At 62.9% G+C, this 15227-nt stretch carries 15 protein-coding genes; 2 read left to right on the top strand and 13 right to left on the bottom strand.

Features of this window, described 5'->3' with window-relative positions; translation table 11 throughout:
* The first annotated feature begins 167 nt into the window (after window positions 1-167).
* On the top strand, window positions 168-1388 hold the full coding sequence (locus FFS12_RS00710; RefSeq protein WP_137885082.1) for an RtcB family protein: 1221 nt from the start codon (window positions 168-170) through the stop codon (window positions 1386-1388).
* Between the two features lie 39 nt (window positions 1389-1427).
* On the opposite strand, the gene FFS12_RS00705 is transcribed toward FFS12_RS00710, so the two are convergent.
* The 4 genes from FFS12_RS00705 to ppc form a co-directional block, all read right to left on the bottom strand.
* Window positions 1428-2258 (bottom strand): oxaloacetate decarboxylase, encoded by an 831-nt coding sequence (locus FFS12_RS00705; protein ID WP_137885081.1) that lies wholly within the window; start codon window positions 2256-2258, stop codon window positions 1428-1430.
* A gap of 126 nt (window positions 2259-2384) precedes the next feature.
* Window positions 2385-3065 (bottom strand): tRNA (adenosine(37)-N6)-threonylcarbamoyltransferase complex dimerization subunit type 1 TsaB, encoded by a 681-nt coding sequence (gene tsaB / locus FFS12_RS00700; RefSeq protein WP_137885080.1) that lies wholly within the window; start codon window positions 3063-3065, stop codon window positions 2385-2387.
* 127 nt (window positions 3066-3192) lie between these two features.
* Complete coding sequence (adk, locus tag FFS12_RS00695; RefSeq protein WP_137885079.1) at window positions 3193-3840, bottom strand: adenylate kinase; 648 nt, start codon at window positions 3838-3840, stop codon at window positions 3193-3195.
* A gap of 157 nt (window positions 3841-3997) precedes the next feature.
* The gene (gene ppc, locus FFS12_RS00690) at window positions 3998-6634 is read right to left on the bottom strand and encodes a phosphoenolpyruvate carboxylase (RefSeq protein WP_137885078.1); all 2637 of its coding nucleotides are present in this window, start codon (window positions 6632-6634) and stop codon (window positions 3998-4000) included.
* 478 nt (window positions 6635-7112) lie between these two features.
* On the opposite strand from ppc, the gene FFS12_RS00685 reads away from it, so the two are divergent.
* Entirely contained in the window at window positions 7113-7457 is a 345-nt protein-coding gene (locus FFS12_RS00685; protein WP_137819470.1) for a pilin assembly protein, read from the top strand.
* A 33-nt stretch (window positions 7458-7490) separates the two neighbouring features.
* Here the strand turns inward: FFS12_RS00685 and FFS12_RS00680 are convergent, their stop codons facing one another.
* The 9 genes from FFS12_RS00680 to prfB form a co-directional block, all read right to left on the bottom strand.
* Window positions 7491-8000 carry an O-acetyl-ADP-ribose deacetylase gene (locus tag FFS12_RS00680; RefSeq protein WP_137885077.1) on the bottom strand — a complete coding sequence of 170 codons (510 nt, stop codon included), beginning with the start codon at window positions 7998-8000 and terminating at the stop codon, window positions 7491-7493.
* Window positions 7997-8323: a hypothetical protein gene (locus FFS12_RS00675; RefSeq protein WP_137885076.1), complete on the bottom strand. Its 327-nt coding sequence runs from the start codon at window positions 8321-8323 to the stop codon at window positions 7997-7999. The genes FFS12_RS00680 and FFS12_RS00675 overlap by 4 nt, the downstream gene beginning before the upstream one ends.
* Window positions 8320-9207: an alpha/beta hydrolase gene (locus FFS12_RS00670; protein ID WP_137885075.1), complete on the bottom strand. Its 888-nt coding sequence runs from the start codon at window positions 9205-9207 to the stop codon at window positions 8320-8322. The genes FFS12_RS00675 and FFS12_RS00670 overlap by 4 nt, the downstream gene beginning before the upstream one ends.
* On the bottom strand, window positions 9207-9392 hold the full coding sequence (locus tag FFS12_RS20415) for a hypothetical protein (protein WP_372239441.1): 186 nt from the start codon (window positions 9390-9392) through the stop codon (window positions 9207-9209). Before FFS12_RS20415 ends, FFS12_RS00670 begins: the two co-directional genes overlap by 1 nt.
* Before the next feature lie 87 nt (window positions 9393-9479).
* Complete coding sequence (locus FFS12_RS00660; RefSeq protein ID WP_137885074.1) at window positions 9480-10775, bottom strand: flavohemoglobin expression-modulating QEGLA motif protein; 1296 nt, start codon at window positions 10773-10775, stop codon at window positions 9480-9482.
* 195 nt (window positions 10776-10970) lie between these two features.
* Window positions 10971-11522, bottom strand: coding sequence for a hypothetical protein (locus FFS12_RS00655; RefSeq protein ID WP_137885073.1), 552 nt, complete (start codon window positions 11520-11522; stop codon window positions 10971-10973).
* A 189-nt stretch (window positions 11523-11711) separates the two neighbouring features.
* Window positions 11712-12422 carry a TetR/AcrR family transcriptional regulator gene (locus tag FFS12_RS00650; protein WP_137819476.1) on the bottom strand — a complete coding sequence of 237 codons (711 nt, stop codon included), beginning with the start codon at window positions 12420-12422 and terminating at the stop codon, window positions 11712-11714.
* Window positions 12423-12540: 118 nt separating this feature from the next.
* Complete coding sequence (gene lysS / locus FFS12_RS00645) at window positions 12541-14043, bottom strand: lysine--tRNA ligase (RefSeq protein ID WP_137885072.1); 1503 nt, start codon at window positions 14041-14043, stop codon at window positions 12541-12543.
* A 71-nt stretch (window positions 14044-14114) separates the two neighbouring features.
* A protein-coding gene (prfB, locus tag FFS12_RS00640; protein WP_137819478.1) for a peptide chain release factor 2 occupies window positions 14115-15210 on the bottom strand; the annotation gives its coding sequence in 2 pieces (ribosomal slippage) (window positions 14115-15137 and window positions 15139-15210; 1095 coding nt in all).
* Window positions 15211-15227: the final 17 nt, after the last annotated feature.

Here is a 15227-nt window from a genome sequence, read left to right as displayed (position 1 = left end):
GGGAAATAGGCTCAAAGAATGTTCAACCCGATCGATAGTCGGCTAGGGCGGCATTCTGCCAGAGCCGGCGCTTGCCGGCTGCACCGCGCCGCGCAGATCATCGACGCCCTGGCAGGTGCTCAGGCGTAAACTGGAGACCTGAATGCTAGCGCGAAGGAAAGGCCGCCATGTCTGCCCCGCTCTACCAACGCCTGGAGGTTCCGGGCGGCAAGCCCATCAAACTGTGGACCCAGGATCTGCCGGTGGAAGCGCAAGCCTTGCAGCAACTGCGCAACACCGCGCGCATGCCCTTTATCTACGACCACCTGGCGGTGATGCCGGATGTGCACCTGGGCAAGGGCTCGACCATCGGCAGCGTGATTCCCACGAAGGGCGCCATCATCCCGGCCGCGGTCGGCGTGGATATCGGCTGCGGCATGGTGGCCGCACGCACCAGCCTGAATGCCCGCGATCTGCCGGACCATCTGGCCGGTGTGCGCCGCGCCATCGAGGAGGCCATCCCCCACGGCAAGAGTTTCGGCCGCCACGACGTCGGCGCCTGGCAGGATGCGCCGCACCTGGTGGATGACAGCTGGCGGCTGCTGGCCAGACGCTTCGCCCAGATCACCGGCAAATACCCGCACCTGGCCAAGACCAATAACCGCCTGCACCTGGGCACGCTGGGTGGCGGCAACCACTTTATCGAGGTCTGCCTGGACGAGGCGGACAGGGTCTGGCTGATGCTGCATTCGGGCTCGCGCGGGGTCGGTAACGCCATTGGCCGCTGCTTTATCGAGCTGGCCAAGGAGGATATGGGCAAGGCCCTGGGCAACCTGCCGGATGCTGACCTGGCCTACCTCAAGGAAGGCAGCCAGCACTTCGATGACTATGTGCAGGCGGTGGAATGGGCCCAGGACTACGCCCGCAGCAACCGCACGCTGATGATGCGCCTGCTGGTGGAGGCAGTGCGCCACGAGCTGCGGCGCCCGTTCGAGGCGCAGCTGGAGGCGGTCAACTGCCATCACAACTACGTCTCCCGCGAGTTCCACTTCGGCGAAGAGTTGCTGATCACCCGCAAGGGCGCGCTCAGCGCCAAGGCCGGCGAGCTGGGCATCATCCCCGGCAGCATGGGCGCGCAATCCTTTATCGTGCGCGGCAAGGGCAATCCGGAGAGTTTCTGCTCGTGCAGTCACGGCGCCGGTCGCCTGATGAGCCGCACCGAGGCCAAGCGCAGCTTCAGCCTAGCCGACCATCAACGCGCCACTGCCGGTGTGGAGTGCCGCAAGGATCAGGCAGTCATCGACGAAACGCCCGGCGCCTACAAGCCGATCGAGAAGGTGATGGCCGCCCAAGCCGATCTGGTGGAGATCGTGCATAGCCTCAAGCAGGTTGTCTGCGTTAAAGGCTGAGAGCCTGTTCTGAGCGCAGCCGTCGCGACGGCTCGTGCGTCAGGACTTGAACAACGCATTGATCTGCGCAAAAGGAATCGCCTGCTCGGCAAAACTGAAGCGGCCCTCCGTGCGTATCTCCTGCGCCGCCCGGAAAAACGCGCCATAGGCCGCGCGCGCCAATGCCGAGCCGACACTCACCCGTTTGACGCCCAACTCGGCTAACTGCTCCAACGACAGCGATAGCCCGGACAACCCCATCAGCACATTGACCGGCTTAGGTGCCACGGCGCGCACCACGGCGACTATCTCCGCAGGCATACGCAGGCCCGGCGCATACAACACGTCGGCCCCCGCCTCGGCGAACGCCTGCAAGCGCCGCACGGTATCCGCCAGATCGTTGCGCCCATGCAGCAGGTTTTCCGCCCGTGCCGTGAGCGTGAAGGGAAACGGCAAGCTACGGGCTGCCGCAGCGGCCGCTCTTACCCGCTCGACGGCGAGCTCGAACGGGTAAATCGGCGCATCCGCGCGGCCGCTGGCATCCTCGATCGAACCGCCAACCAAACCCACAGCCGCCGCCCGCAGGATGGTTTCGGCGCAGCCTTGCGGCTCATCGGCAAAGCCATTTTCCAGATCGGCGGCGACCGGCAAGGGCGTGGCCGCGACTATCGCCTGGGCATTGGCCAGAGTCTCATCGCGGGAAATCGCGCCTTCGGCATCCGCTCGACCCAGCGAGAACGCCAGACCGGCGCTGGTCGTCGCCAACGCCTCGAAACCAAGGGCCGCGAGCATCTTCGCCGACCCCGCATCCCAGGGATTGGGGATCACAAAAACCCCAGGGCGCTCGTGCAAAGCCTTGAAGGTGTGGGCACGGCTGACTTGCGCTGACATGGCGAGGCTCCGTCCGATCGGCTGTTGGAAGCCAGAACCTTAGCGCAGTTTACAACTAGTAAATGAGCATTTTGAGCCCGATTTCAACGCGGCATGGCCGACACGCAGCAGATCATGAACAGGTTCTTAGTGCGGCGCCTTGGGCGTGGCGACCTTGTCGCGCAAATACACCGGCTGCGCCTGATCCGCCGGCACTGCCTCACCGCGCGCCCAGGCGAATTGCGCCAGGCTCAGGAGGTCTTGCGCGTGCGGCAACATACCGGCGTCCAACCCACTGAGGGCCACGGGGATGCGTGCCGCATAACTGCCCCAGCCAGTACCGGCACCGAACCAATCGCCAGCGGCATCGCGCGGCAGGCAGGCTTGCTCCGGCGGCAGCACCGCTTCCAGCCCGGCCAGACGCATCTCGCCGTGCTCCTGGCGATAGCAACCCCAGTACACCTCATCCATGCGCGCATCGATGGCCGCGGCCACCTGGTTAGCACCCTGCTCACGCAACGCCCGCTGGGCCAGCACCGCCAGGTTGGAAATCGGCAGCACCGGGCGCTCCAAGGCAAACGCCAACCCCTGCACCACGCCGATGGCGATACGCACCCCGGTAAACGCCCCGGGCCCACGCCCGAAGGCGATGCCATCGACCGCCGACAAGGCGACACCGGCCTCTGCCAGCAGATCCTTGATCATCGGCAACAGACGCTGAGCGTGCAGGCGCGGGATCACCTCGTAGTGGCTGAGCACCTTGCCCTCGTGGAGCAGGGCAACGGAGCAGGCTTCGGTGGCGGTATCCAGGGCCAGCAAGGTGGTCATCGGCGGTTCCGGTCGGAAAAAAGGTCGGCAATTGTAACAGTCAAAGGTGCGAGCGAGCGCTTACCAGACCGGTGAAAACGACAACGGCCCGCAAGCGGGCCGTTGTCGATGCAGCAGAACCGACTTATCAGCTCAGTGCTTCAAGTACCTTGTCGGTGATCGCTTCGACCGTACCGACGCCCGCAATGTGGCTGTACTTTGGCTTGCCTTGGGCTGCAGCGAGCTTCTGGTAGAAGTCCACCAACGGCTTGGTCTGCGAATGATAGACCGACAGACGATGACGTACGGTTTCCTCGGAATCGTCTTTACGCTGAAGCAGATCTTCGCCGGTCGCATCGTCCTTGCCAGCCACTTTTGGCGGGTTGTAGACGATGTGGTAAACGCGGCCGGAAGCCTCGTGTACACGACGACCGGCGATACGCTGAACGATTTCTTCGTCATCGACGGCGATTTCGACCACGTTGTCCAGCTCGACGCCGGCTTTTACAAGGGCTTCGGCCTGAGGAATGGTGCGCGGGAAGCCGTCGAACAGGAAACCCTTGGCGCAATCGGCCTGGCTGATGCGCTCTTTGACCAGGTTGATGATCAGGTCATCGGAAACCAGACCACCGCTTTCCATCACGCCTTTGGCCTGAAGACCCAGCTCGGTTCCAGCCTTGACGGCGGCACGCAGCATGTCGCCGGTGGAAATTTGCGGAATACCGAATTTTTCGGTGATAAAGCGAGCCTGAGTACCTTTGCCGGCACCGGGCGCCCCCAACAGAATCACGCGCATCGCTGTGCTCCTCAAGATTTAAATAGAAATCCTTGGATTCGCCTCATGGGGCCAATCTCTGAATAGGTCCCGGCAGCACTGAGCGGCCAAAAGGTTGACCAAGATACACAGCGCACCGATACCGCACAAGTCACCTAAAGTCGGATAAACCGGGGCTTTAACCGGTGTTACGCAGGCCCGCGGCGATGCCTGCCACACTCACCAGCAAGGCCTGTTCCAGAGGGCTGTCGACGGTACTTTCGCGCAGCCTGGAACGGGCCAGAAGCTCCGCCTGGAGCAGGTGCAGGGGATCCAGGTAGGTGTTGCGCACACTGATCGACTCGCGGGTCTCCGGACTGTGCACCAACAGCTCCGACTGCCCGGTCAACCCGAGCACCGCGGCACAGGCCTGCGACAATAGGTCGCGTAGTTGCGCACCCAATGGTCGCAGTTCGGCATCGACAAGCCGCTCGTCATACAGCCGGGCAATGGCGGCATCGGCCTTGGCCAGGACCATCTCGAGCATATCGATGCGGGTACGGAAGAACGGCCAGTGTTCGCGCATCTGCGCCAGCAACTCGCCTTCACCGCGACTCAGCGCACTGTTCAAGGCCGTTTCCCAGCCCAGCCAGGCCGGCAGCATCAGGCGTGTCTGGGTCCAGGCGAAGATCCAGGGTATCGCCCGCAGGCTCTCCACGCCGCCCTCGCGGCGCTTGGCCGGGCGGCTGCCGAGCGGCAGGCGGCCGAGTTCCTGTTCCGGTGTGGCCTGACGGAAATACTCGACGAACTGCGGATGCTCACGCACCACGGCGCGATAGGCCGTTAAACCATCCGTGGCGAGCCGGCCCATCAGCTCGCGCCAGGCGGGCTCCGGCACGGGTGGCGGCTGCAGGGTGGCTTCCAGCACCGCGGCCAGATAGAGGTTGAGGTTTTGCTCGGCGATATCCGGCAGGCCGAACTTGAAGCGAATCATCTCGCCCTGCTCGGTGCTGCGAAAGCGCCCCGCCACCGAACCCGGCGGCTGCGAGAGGATCGCCGCATGGGCCGGGCCGCCACCGCGCCCGACTGTGCCGCCGCGGCCGTGAAACAGCAGCAGCTCGACCTGATGCTGGCGGCAGATCTCCACCAGGGTTTCCTGGGCGCGGTACTGCGCCCAGGCGGCGGCCGTGGTGCCGGCATCCTTGGCCGAATCCGAGTAGCCGATCATCACTTCCTGCGGGCCGTGCAGGCGCGCGCGATAACCCGGCAAACCGAGCAGGCGGTCGATCACCGGGCCGGCGTTATCCAGATCGGCCAGGGTCTCGAACAGCGGCACCACGCGCATCGGCCGCTGCAGCCCGGACTCCTTCAGCAACAACTGCACGGCCAGCACATCCGAGGGTGCGCCCGCCATGGAGATCACATAGGAGCCCAGCGAGGCCTCTGGCGCGCCCGCCACCACGCGGCAGGTGGCGAGCACTTCGGCGGTGTCTGCCGAGGGTTGGAACTGACCCGGCAGCAGCGGCCGACGGTTGTCCAGCTCGCGCAGGAGGAAGGCGAGGCGCGTCTCCTCGTCCCACTCGGCGTAGTGGCCGAGCCCCAGGTAATCGGTGACTTCGTCGAGCGCGGCCGCATGCCGGGCGGCGTCCTGGCGAATATCCAGGCGCAGCAGGAACAGGCCGAAGGTCGCCGCGCGGCGCAGGCAGTCGAGCAGCGGGCCGTTGGCGATAGTGCCCATGCCAGATTCATGCAGCGAGTGGTAACACAGCTGCAGCGGCGCCAGCAGCTCGCGGTTGTCCTGCAGCACCGCGGGCGGCGCCGGCAGCTCGCCATGCAGCGCCGCCTCGGCCCAGGCGCGAGTGGCCCGCAGGCGTTCGCGCAGTTGTTTGAGCAGGGTGCGATAAGGTTCGGGATGTACGCCCACCTGCACCCGCATTTCATCGCTGGCCTGCTGCATAGACAGCTCGGCAGCCAGTTGATCGACATCCCGCAGGTAGAGGTCGGCGGCCATCCAGCGCGACAGCAACAGCACCTCACGGGTCACCCCCGCCGTGACATTCGGGTTGCCGTCGCGATCACCGCCCATCCAGGAGGCGAAACGCACCGGCGCGGCCTCCAGCGGCAGGCGCAGGCCGGTGACCGCATGCAGTGCCTCATCGGCGCGGCGCAGATAGTTCGGCACCGCCTGCCACAGCGAGTGCTCGATCACCGCGAAGCCCCACTTGGCCTCGTCCACCGGGCTCGGCCGGCTGCGGCGGATCTCCTCGGTGTGCCAGGCCTCGGCGATCAGCCGCTGCAAACGCTGTTTGACCTGGTCACGCTCGGCGGCGGACAGGTCGCCATGGTCTTGCGCCGCCAGCTGGGCGGCGATGGCGTCGTATTTTTGAATCAGGGTGCGGCGCGCCACCTCGGTCGGGTGGGCGGTCAGCACCAGTTCGATATCCAGCCGGCCGAGCTGACGGGCCAGCACCTCGGCGCTGTGGCCATCCGCGTTGAGGCGAGCCAGCAGGTCCGGCAACACCCGCACCTCGAAAGGCTCCGGCTCACTCGGCCCACGCCGGCGTACATGGTGGTATTGCTCGGCGATATTGGCCAGGTTGAGGAACTGGTTGAAGGCCCGCGCGACCGGCAACAACTCCTCTTCACCGAGCTCGTCGAGGGTTGTCGTGAGCTGCTGGGCGCCATCGGCAGAGCCTTGCCGAGCCGCCTTGGCGCCTTTGCGGATGCGCTCGATCTTGTCGAGGAAAACCGCGCCACGTTGAGCGCGGATGCAATCGCCAAGCAGTTCGCCAAGCTGGTGAACGTCCTCGCGCAAACGTGCGTCGATTTCCGCCATGACCGCGCTCTCCGCCGAAGCTGAAATTGCAACAACCCTGGAGCCAGTCCGCGGCTCATCCGCCACCGGGATGCAGCGCCGCGGCGAACACTCAGAGCCTGTTCACGAGCTCGCGAGCTAAGGTCAGGCAAGGCCGCGCCCGCTCCATGCGGGCTAGCGGCATTCACCACATCCCTGTGGATCGCGAAATCGGGCGAAAAAGCGCAGTTTACACGTAGTAAATGAGCATTTTGAGCCCGATTTCAACGCGGCATGGCCGACGCGCAGCAGATCATGAACAGGTTCTCAGAGGAGTGGGCTCCGAGATAGAGAATGCCCAGCGCGCCAACTTCTTACAAGTGCGCGACGCAAGGCATTTGCCCAGCCTAGAGCGGACTAGGCTAATAAGGTAAGTCCCATAAGGATTTACCAACCCGGCGGGCTGATGTCCGGGTGCTCAACAACCGCCCACCACGAGTGAGCACAGGAAGAGGTGTTTATGAAGATTCGCGAACTCGTTAGCCATTGGGAACAGAACGCCAAGGGCCGCCTGACCAATAACCTCTACCAGATCCATCTGGATCTAGAATCCGCCGCGCGCCTCGCCGCGCTGACCGAGATGTACCCCAAACGCCACCCCGAGGAGCTCCTGGGCGAGTTGCTCGGCGCCGCCCTGGAAGAGCTCGAAGCCAGTCTGCCCTACGTCAAAGGCAGCCAGGTGGTGGCCACCGACGAACAGGGTGACCCGCTGTATGAGGACATTGGATTGACGCCGCGCTTTCTCGCGCTGTCGCGCAAATACCTGCGTGAGTTGGTCCAGCAACAGGACAGCGCCAAGCATTGAGCCCAGCATCGGACGAGTAAACCGTCTCAGCAGCTATTCGCCCAGCGCCAACAAGCGGCGATAGAGCGCGGCCATCGCCCCTGAAAAAGCCACCAGCACGGCTCTTTGCAGGGAACTGTCGGCGGGGCGCAGACGCTGTAACTCGGCAACGGCGATAGTCGCCGCCTGCTCTAGGGGATAGCCATACACGCCGCAGCTGATCGCCGGAAAGGCGATGCTGCGCAAGCCTTCGGCTTCGGCCAGCGCCAAACTGTTGCGGTAGCAAGCGGCGAGCAGTTCGGGCTCGCCCTGGCGACCACCCTGCCAGACCGGTCCGACCGTATGGATGACGTAGCGTGCCGGCAGTTTGAAGCCCGGTGTCAGGCACGCGGCACCGGTGGCACAACCCCCGAGAGTTCGGCAGTAAGCCAATAACTCGGGGCCCGCCGCGCGATGGATGGCGCCATCGACACCGCCCCCGCCGAGCAGGCTCGAATTGGCCGCATTGACGATCGCATCCACCTCGAGCGTGGTCAGATCGCCCTGCCAGATCTCGATCTTCATTTCACCTCTTGTGGGGTTTCCTGGCCCAGGCACCGCACCGCCTGTTTACGTTTATCCACCAGCACACCCGTCAAACCCTTCTGCTCAGTATCGAACAACACCAGCACGCCGTCGATACACTGCGCCACCTGGGGCGCCGGCGTCAGCGAGACTTTGTAGTCCTCACCCGGCACGGTCTTGAGCATGGTGAAGTCGGCCAGCAACAAGGCGTCTTGCGGTTTGGCGAAGTGCAGGTAGCCGTAATACCAGAGCACCGCGATGGTGCCGAGGATGCTGCCGATACCGGTGATGATCAGGGGAATAGCGTCGCGTTCTTCGCTCATTGGGGGCTCTCGGGATTAGGGACTTCAGCCAACCGCCGCAGACCGGTGAAGCCCTGCGGGTCGTTTAGAAAGAGCAGCATCACTTGACGCCAGACCGGCTCGGCGAAGGTCTGCACATGTCCACCCCGGGTCGGTTGGAACACCCGCGGCGGGCGCGCAGCTTGATACAAGCTCACCCCGTTGGAAAGGGGCACGACTGGATCGTCGATGCTCTGGTAGATCAGTAGCGGCACACCTTTGAGCTGCGGCATCGCATAAATCGCGCTGTCACCATCCGGCACCAGCCAAGCCAACGGCACCTGCAACGGCCAGGTCAGCCAAGCGTTGTTCAGGGTGAACTGGGCGACCTGGCGATAACTGGCCGGCGCACCATCGAGCACCAGCGCCTTGAGGCGCGCCCGCTGTGGCGGATGCCCGGCCAGGTAGTGCACCGCCAGAGCCCCGCCGAGGCTCTGACCGAGCACCACCAGCGGTTTGCCCTGCACCGGTGGCGCCTCTTGCAACCAGGCGAAAGCGGCGTCGATATCCTGATAGACCCCCGGCAGGCTGGGCTCGCCCTCCGAGCGACCGTAGCCGCGATAATCCAGCAGCAAGACTTGGTAACCCTGCGCCGGCAACCACCAGCTACCGCCCAGATGGCTGGCGACATTGCCACCGTTGCCATGCAGGTGCAGCACCGTGCCTTTAACCGCAACCCCGGCCTTGGCCGGCAGCCACCAGGCATGCAGGCGGGTACCGTCAGCCGCCGTCAGGAACTCGTCACGAAACTCCAGCTTGGCGACGCTCGGGATGAAGGGCTGACCTTTTTCGGGGTAGAACAGCAGCGAGCTACAGCCGCCCAGCACCAGCAACGCCAGCAACGCCAGCAGAAACGCTGCGCGCATCAGTTGTCGCCTCGGCCGCGCGCATCCTCGTGCGGGTTAAAGGTCGTCGCGGACAGCCACTCGGCCAGGAGCGGCGCGAAACGAAAGCCAGCGGCCATGGCGTCCATCAGCCCCGCCTCGAGGATCACCTCCACGGTCTGTGCCGAAGTACCGAGAATTTCATAGTCGAGTTGGTGGCTGGGCATGGTCGCTCCAGGGGGTATCTGTCGCTGTAGGCTGGGTAGAGCCGTTTTTGCCGAAACCCAGCCTAGGTGCCCGCTCTTCGCTAGCGGCTACAGAATATTCGCGTAATCGGCTTCGATCCGGTCCAGGCTCAGGTGATTGAGGAAGTTGGAGAAGCACATCCACGCCGACAACGCATTGAGGTCGCGAAACTGCGGCGGCAGGTACTTGGGCGGCACCACCAGCCCTTCATCCACCAGCTGACGCAGGGTGCGCATGTCTTCCAGGGTGGCCTTGCCGCAGAACAACAGCGGAATCTGCTCCAGCCTGCCCTTACGCACCGCCAACTGGATGTAGTTGTAGATCAGGATAAAGCCCTTCAGATAGGACAGATCCTTGGTGAACGGCAGGCCATTCGGGGTTGAGCCGCGGAACCCCCGGCTGGCGTTGGCGTAGCTCTCCTCCATGCCGAAGCCCTGCTCGCGGAAGAACTCGAACACCTGCAAAAAGTCCGCGCCATCCTCGGCCATATGGATGGCGCGAGTGCGGTTGGTCAACTTGCGCAAGCGGGTCGGATAAGACGCGAAGGCGATCACCTCCATCAGGATCGCCAGGCCTTCCTGGGTCACGGTGGAGGATGGCGGGCCCTTGGCGAGGAAGGTACAGATCGGCTGATTCAGCCCATTCAGCGTAGTACCGACATGCACCAGCCCTTCATGGACTTCCAGCGCACGCACATCGCGTTCGTTGAACATCGCATCGGCGCGCACCTTGATGTAGTCGGCGCCGGCGGCGGCATCGGCGAGGATACCGTCGGACTCGAACACCCGAATGGTGCCCTCCTCTTCCCCGAACACCTTGTTCAAGCGGCCTTGCAGCATCTCGACGGCATCCTTGGCGGTCAGGGTTTTCGGCTCGTCCTTGAGGTCGCCACGGTCATCGATATTGTTCAAAAAGTCGGAAAACATCAGGCCCAGGTCGGCCAAGGTCGGGTCGCCGGCGTGGAAGGCATCGGAAGCCGAACCATAGAGCTCCTGGGAGATCAGGCCGAAGTCCGGCGTACCGCGCGCCTCGAGCATGCGGATGACCATGCGATATTCCTTGCACATGCGCCGCATGATCTGCCCGACCGGGTTGAACTGGCCGAGCTGGCGGGTGATATCGCGCTCGATGTTCTGGAATTCCAGCTTCTTCGCGCCGGAATCGAAGGCCAGCGGGCGGGCGTCGTAATAGGCCCGGTCGACCGCTGGCGGCTCCTTGCCTTTGCTATCGAGAAAGCCCTTGCGGATGCTCTCATCCCACTTGACCGCATCCAGTACACGAATCGGCGTCTGCGCCTCGACGAGGCGATCGGATAATGCGCGAATCACCTGTTGGTAGTCGTCGAGCACTCTGTGACTGTTCATCTGTCCCTCACTGGACTGGTCATTACCACTGGCTGGTTACCCCAAGGTAACCTTAGAACTTGTTCAACATCTGCTGCGCTTGACCACGCTGCGTTGAAAACAGGCTCGGACTGCTCATTTACAACTCGTAAACTCCGCGTCCTCGCCTGTGTTCGCCTTGCCTGACCTGCGCTCGCGACGATCTTGAACAGGCTCTTACTCGCCGGAGCGCTGGTAACGCGCCACCTCGATAAACACATCGGAATTGGCCTGATCGTCCAGATAGGCGAACACCTTATCCAGCGTGCTGGTGACCAGCACAGCGTCGCCCTCGGGAGTCTCCACGGCCTTGCCTTCAAGGCCACCGAGTTCCAGCGCTTGCAGCACCCGATCAATATCGAGGTTATAGAGCACCAGCTCGTTGTCTTTGCTCAGCTCGAAACCGGCGATGGCGAAATTGGCGCCCATGCTCTTCGGCAAACCGGCCGAGAGATACCAGCGGCTGCCGTGGTGGGCAACGGTAAAACCGTATTCTTCAAGGCTTTCCAGGTTGTCCGGGCTGTTCACATAGGTCTTAGCCTGGTAGACGTTAGAGCCGGCACGACTGACTTGGAGATAGAGCTGCTCGCCCCACTCGTTTTTGCGCGTCCACTCACCGAGCAGCGGGATCGGCGCCGCTTCGTTGGCGGGAATGGGATCTCTGAAGGTGACCAGGCAACCGCTCAACAGCAGGAAGGACAAGGCGAGCAGCATACGCCAGGCGTTCATTTCGCTCTCCTTGTGAGGACGCTTCTAGACCGCGCCGGCAGGTGCCTATGCGCAATTGAAAGCTGGCTTGGCCCCGCATTGATCCACTCTAAACAGCCCATCACCACCGGTTTTCTCCTGAGTTAACCTGGGTTAAAACCCCGCAGGTTATTCCATATATATGACAAACCCCGCCGCAGCGGGGTTCGATCAGAGGCCCAGCACCAGATACATGTAGCGCTTGAGAATGGCCAGCATGTCGGCGCAATCCAGATGCTCGACCCCATCGATCAGGCCCTGATATTCCATCCGCTCAATGATGCCCGTCAATACCTTGGCATCCTGTTCCGGCTGTTGCGAGCCCAGCACCTGGAAGAAGTGCGTAACGCCCTGCAGCAGGATCTGCCGATGCGAACGCACCAGCTCATGCAGGCGCGGATTGAGCAGCGCCTCTTGCTGAAAAGCCCGTTCGGCCAACAGATGCTCGGGGCGAGTGAGCAACTGTTGCCGCACATATTCCACCGCCAGGGCGGCGATATCGTCAGCCAGACGCCGACGCGACTCGACACTGCCATTCAGTGCGCCGACCTTCGCCAGCAGCAGACCCTCGGTACCGTCCCAGAACGCGGCCATATCGGCCGCGCTACGCTCGACGAACAGAGCGAAGGTGTCGGTGATCAAGTCGTTGATATCTTTGAAGTAGTAGGTGGTTGCCGAGAGTGGCACCTGGGCCTCCGCCGCCACCGCGCGGTGGCGCACCGCCCGCACGCCCTCACGCACGATGATGCGCATGGCCGCATCGAGAATCGCCTGACGGCGCTGCTCGCTACCCTGCCGACTGGCCTTGCGACCTTGATACTGAACACTTTCAGCGACGGCACTGGCCACATTGGCAGCGCTGTCTTGGGGGGGACGGGTCACGACTGAACTTACCTCTCGCGCGATAAAACAAAAACTCAGGTTTTGGAGCTTTCCTTAGCAGAATAGATCCTTGCACAGACAACAAAAAGCCGCCCGAAGGCGGCTGATTGACGACTGTTTAAGCCTGCGGGCGCATGTGCGGGAACAGGATGACATCGCGGATCGACGGGGCGTCGGTCAGCAGCATCACCAAACGGTCGATGCCGATACCTTCACCCGCGGTCGGCGGCATGCCGTACTCCAGGGCACGGACGAAGTCGGCGTCGTAGTGCATGGCTTCGTCGTCGCCGGCGTCCTTGTCGTCCACCTGGGCCTGGAAGCGTTCGGCCTGGTCTTGCGCGTCGTTCAACTCGGAATAGGCATTGGCAATTTCCCTGCCGCCGATAAACAGCTCGAAGCGATCGGTCACGCTCGGATCGTCGTCGTTACGCCGGGCCAGCGGCGAGACCTCGAAGGGGTACTGGGTGATGAAGTGCGGCTGCTCCAGCTTGTGCTCGACCAGCTCTTCGAAAATCATCGTTTGCAGCTTGCCCAGACCTTCGAAGCCCTTCACATCGGCACCGGCTTGCTTGGCGATGGCGCGGGCCTTGTCGAGGTCCTTGAGGTCGTCGGCACTGAGCTCCGGGTTGTACTTGAGGATCGAGTCGAACACCGACAGGCGCACGAAGGGTTCACCGAAGTGGAACACCTTGCCCTGGTACGGCACGTCGGTGCTGCCGAGCACCAACTGGGCCAGTTCGCGGAACAATTCCTCGGTCAGGTCCATCATGTCTTCGTAGTCGGCGTAGGCCTGGTAGAACTCGAGCATGGTGAACTCGGGATTGTGCCGGGTCGAAACGCCTTCGTTACGGAAGTTGCGGTTGATCTCGAACACCCGCTCGAAGCCACCGACCACCAGACGCTTGAGGTACAGCTCCGGCGCGATACGCAGGAACATGTCCATCCCCAACGCATTGTGGTGCGTCTCGAACGGCTTGGCCGCGGCGCCGCCCGGAATGCTCTGCAGCATCGGCGTTTCCACTTCGAGGAAGTCGCGCTGCATGAGGAAGTTGCGGATATGCGCGATGACCTGCGAACGCACGCGGAAGGTCTGGCGCACGTCTTCGTTGACGATCAGGTCGACATAGCGCTGGCGATAGCGGGTTTCGGTATCGGTCAGGCCGTGGTGCTTGTCCGGCAGCGGGCGCAGCGACTTGGTCAGCAGGCGCACGTCGCTCATTTCCACATACAGGTCGCCCTTGTTGGAGCGCGCCAGGGTGCCTTCGGCGGCGATGATGTCGCCCAGGTCCCAATGTTTGATCGCTTCGAGCAACTCGGCCGACAGGGTCTTACGGTTGACGTACAGCTGAATCCGCCCGCTCATGTCCTGCAGCACTAGGAACGAGCCACGGTTGAGCATCAGGCGACCGGCGACCTTGACTGCAATCTTGGCGCCTTCCAGCTCTTCCTTGCTTTTGCCTTCGTTGGCTTGCTGCAGATCGGCGCAATAGCTGTCGCGGCGGAAGTCGTTGGGGAAGGCTTGGCCTTGTTCGCGCACCGCGGCAAGTTTTTCCTTGCGCAGGGCGATCAGACTGTTCTCTTCCTGTTGCAGCTCATGCAGATCGAGTTGTTGGTCGCTCATGTCTTTAAATTTTCCATCACAGGTTCGGTGCCCTCACCAACAGGACGAGGGACTTAAGTCGGGACTGACGGTTACAGCCCTTGCTTGAGGCTGGCCACAAGGTACTCATCGATATCACCGTCGAGCACGTTAACGCAGTCGCTTCTCTCGATACTGGTACGCAGATCCTTGATCCGCGACTGGTCGAGCACATAGGAGCGAATCTGGTGACCCCAGCCGATGTCCGACTTGGTGTCTTCCAAGGCTTGCGAGGCGGCGTTGCGCTTCTGCACTTCCTGCTCGTACAAGCGCGCCCGCAGCATCTTCATCGCGGTGTCTTTGTTGGCGTGCTGGGAGCGTTCGTTCTGGCAACTGACCACGGTGTTGGTCGGTACGTGGGTGATCCGTACCGCCGAGTCGGTGGTGTTGACGTGCTGGCCACCGGCACCGGAGGAGCGGTAGGTGTCGATACGCAGATCGGCCGGATTGATGTCGATTTCGATGTTGTCATCGATTTCCGGCGAGACGAACACCGCCGAGAACGAGGTGTGCCGACGGTTGCCGGAGTCGAACGGGCTCTTGCGCACCAGGCGGTGCACGCCGATCTCGGTGCGCAGCCAGCCGAAGGCATATTCGCCCTTGATGTGCACGGTCGCGCCCTTGATCCCGGCGACTTCGCCGGCGGAGAGCTCCATGATGGTCGCATCGAAGCCGCGCTTGTCGGCCCAGCGCAGGTACATGCGCAGCAGGATGTTGGCCCAGTCCTGCGCCTCGGTGCCGCCGGAACCGGCCTGAATATCCAGGTAGGCGTGGTTCGGGTCCATCTCGCCACTGAACATGCGGCGGAATTCCAGCTTCTCGAGGGAGGCGCGCAGACGCTCGACTTCCGCGGCGACATCATCGACGGCGGCCTGGTCTTCTTCCTCGGCGGCCATTTCCAGCAGGTCGCGGGCATCGCTCAGGCCGCCGGACATCTCATCCAGGGTCTCGACGATCTGCGCCAGCAGCGAACGCTCGCGGCCGAGATTTTGCGCGTACTCGGGGTTATTCCAGACGTTCGGGTCTTCGAGCTCGCGCTCGACTTCGGTCAGACGATCACGCTTGTGATCGTAGTCAAAGATACCCCCGAATGGTCTGGGAGCGCTCGGACAGGTCCTTGATGCTGTTAAGGATCGGGTTGATTTCCATGGTAGGCAGCACTCGCA

The organism is Pseudomonas sp. 2FE (genome assembly GCF_005503735.1).
Taxonomy (GTDB): domain Bacteria; phylum Pseudomonadota; class Gammaproteobacteria; order Pseudomonadales; family Pseudomonadaceae; genus Aquipseudomonas.
Note: the sequence above shows the minus strand (reverse complement) of the source record. Positions and strands in the feature narration are given on the sequence as shown.

Coding starts and splice junctions, on each gene's coding strand:
- FFS12_RS00660 (WP_137885074.1), bottom strand. CDS start 10,775: ATGAACAGTCACAGAGTGCTCGACGACTACCAACAGGTGATTCGCGCA.
- FFS12_RS00655 (WP_137885073.1), bottom strand. CDS start 11,522: ATGAACGCCTGGCGTATGCTGCTCGCCTTGTCCTTCCTGCTGTTGAGC.
- adk (WP_137885079.1), bottom strand. CDS start 3,840: ATGCGCGTGATTCTGTTGGGGGCGCCCGGTGCCGGCAAAGGTACTCAG.
- tsaB (WP_137885080.1), bottom strand. CDS start 3,065: ATGACCACCTTGCTGGCCCTGGATACCGCCACCGAAGCCTGCTCCGTT.
- ppc (WP_137885078.1), bottom strand. CDS start 6,634: ATGGCGGAAATCGACGCACGTTTGCGCGAGGACGTTCACCAGCTTGGC.
- FFS12_RS00675 (WP_137885076.1), bottom strand. CDS start 8,323: ATGAGCGAAGAACGCGACGCTATTCCCCTGATCATCACCGGTATCGGC.
- FFS12_RS00670 (WP_137885075.1), bottom strand. CDS start 9,207: ATGCGCGCAGCGTTTCTGCTGGCGTTGCTGGCGTTGCTGGTGCTGGGC.
- lysS (WP_137885072.1), bottom strand. CDS start 14,043: ATGAGCGACCAACAACTCGATCTGCATGAGCTGCAACAGGAAGAGAAC.
- FFS12_RS20415 (WP_372239441.1), bottom strand. CDS start 9,392: ATGCCCAGCCACCAACTCGACTATGAAATTCTCGGTACTTCGGCACAG.
- FFS12_RS00710 (WP_137885082.1), top strand. CDS start 168: ATGTCTGCCCCGCTCTACCAACGCCTGGAGGTTCCGGGCGGCAAGCCC.
- FFS12_RS00705 (WP_137885081.1), bottom strand. CDS start 2,258: ATGTCAGCGCAAGTCAGCCGTGCCCACACCTTCAAGGCTTTGCACGAG.
- FFS12_RS00680 (WP_137885077.1), bottom strand. CDS start 8,000: ATGAAGATCGAGATCTGGCAGGGCGATCTGACCACGCTCGAGGTGGAT.
- FFS12_RS00685 (WP_137819470.1), top strand. CDS start 7,113: ATGAAGATTCGCGAACTCGTTAGCCATTGGGAACAGAACGCCAAGGGC.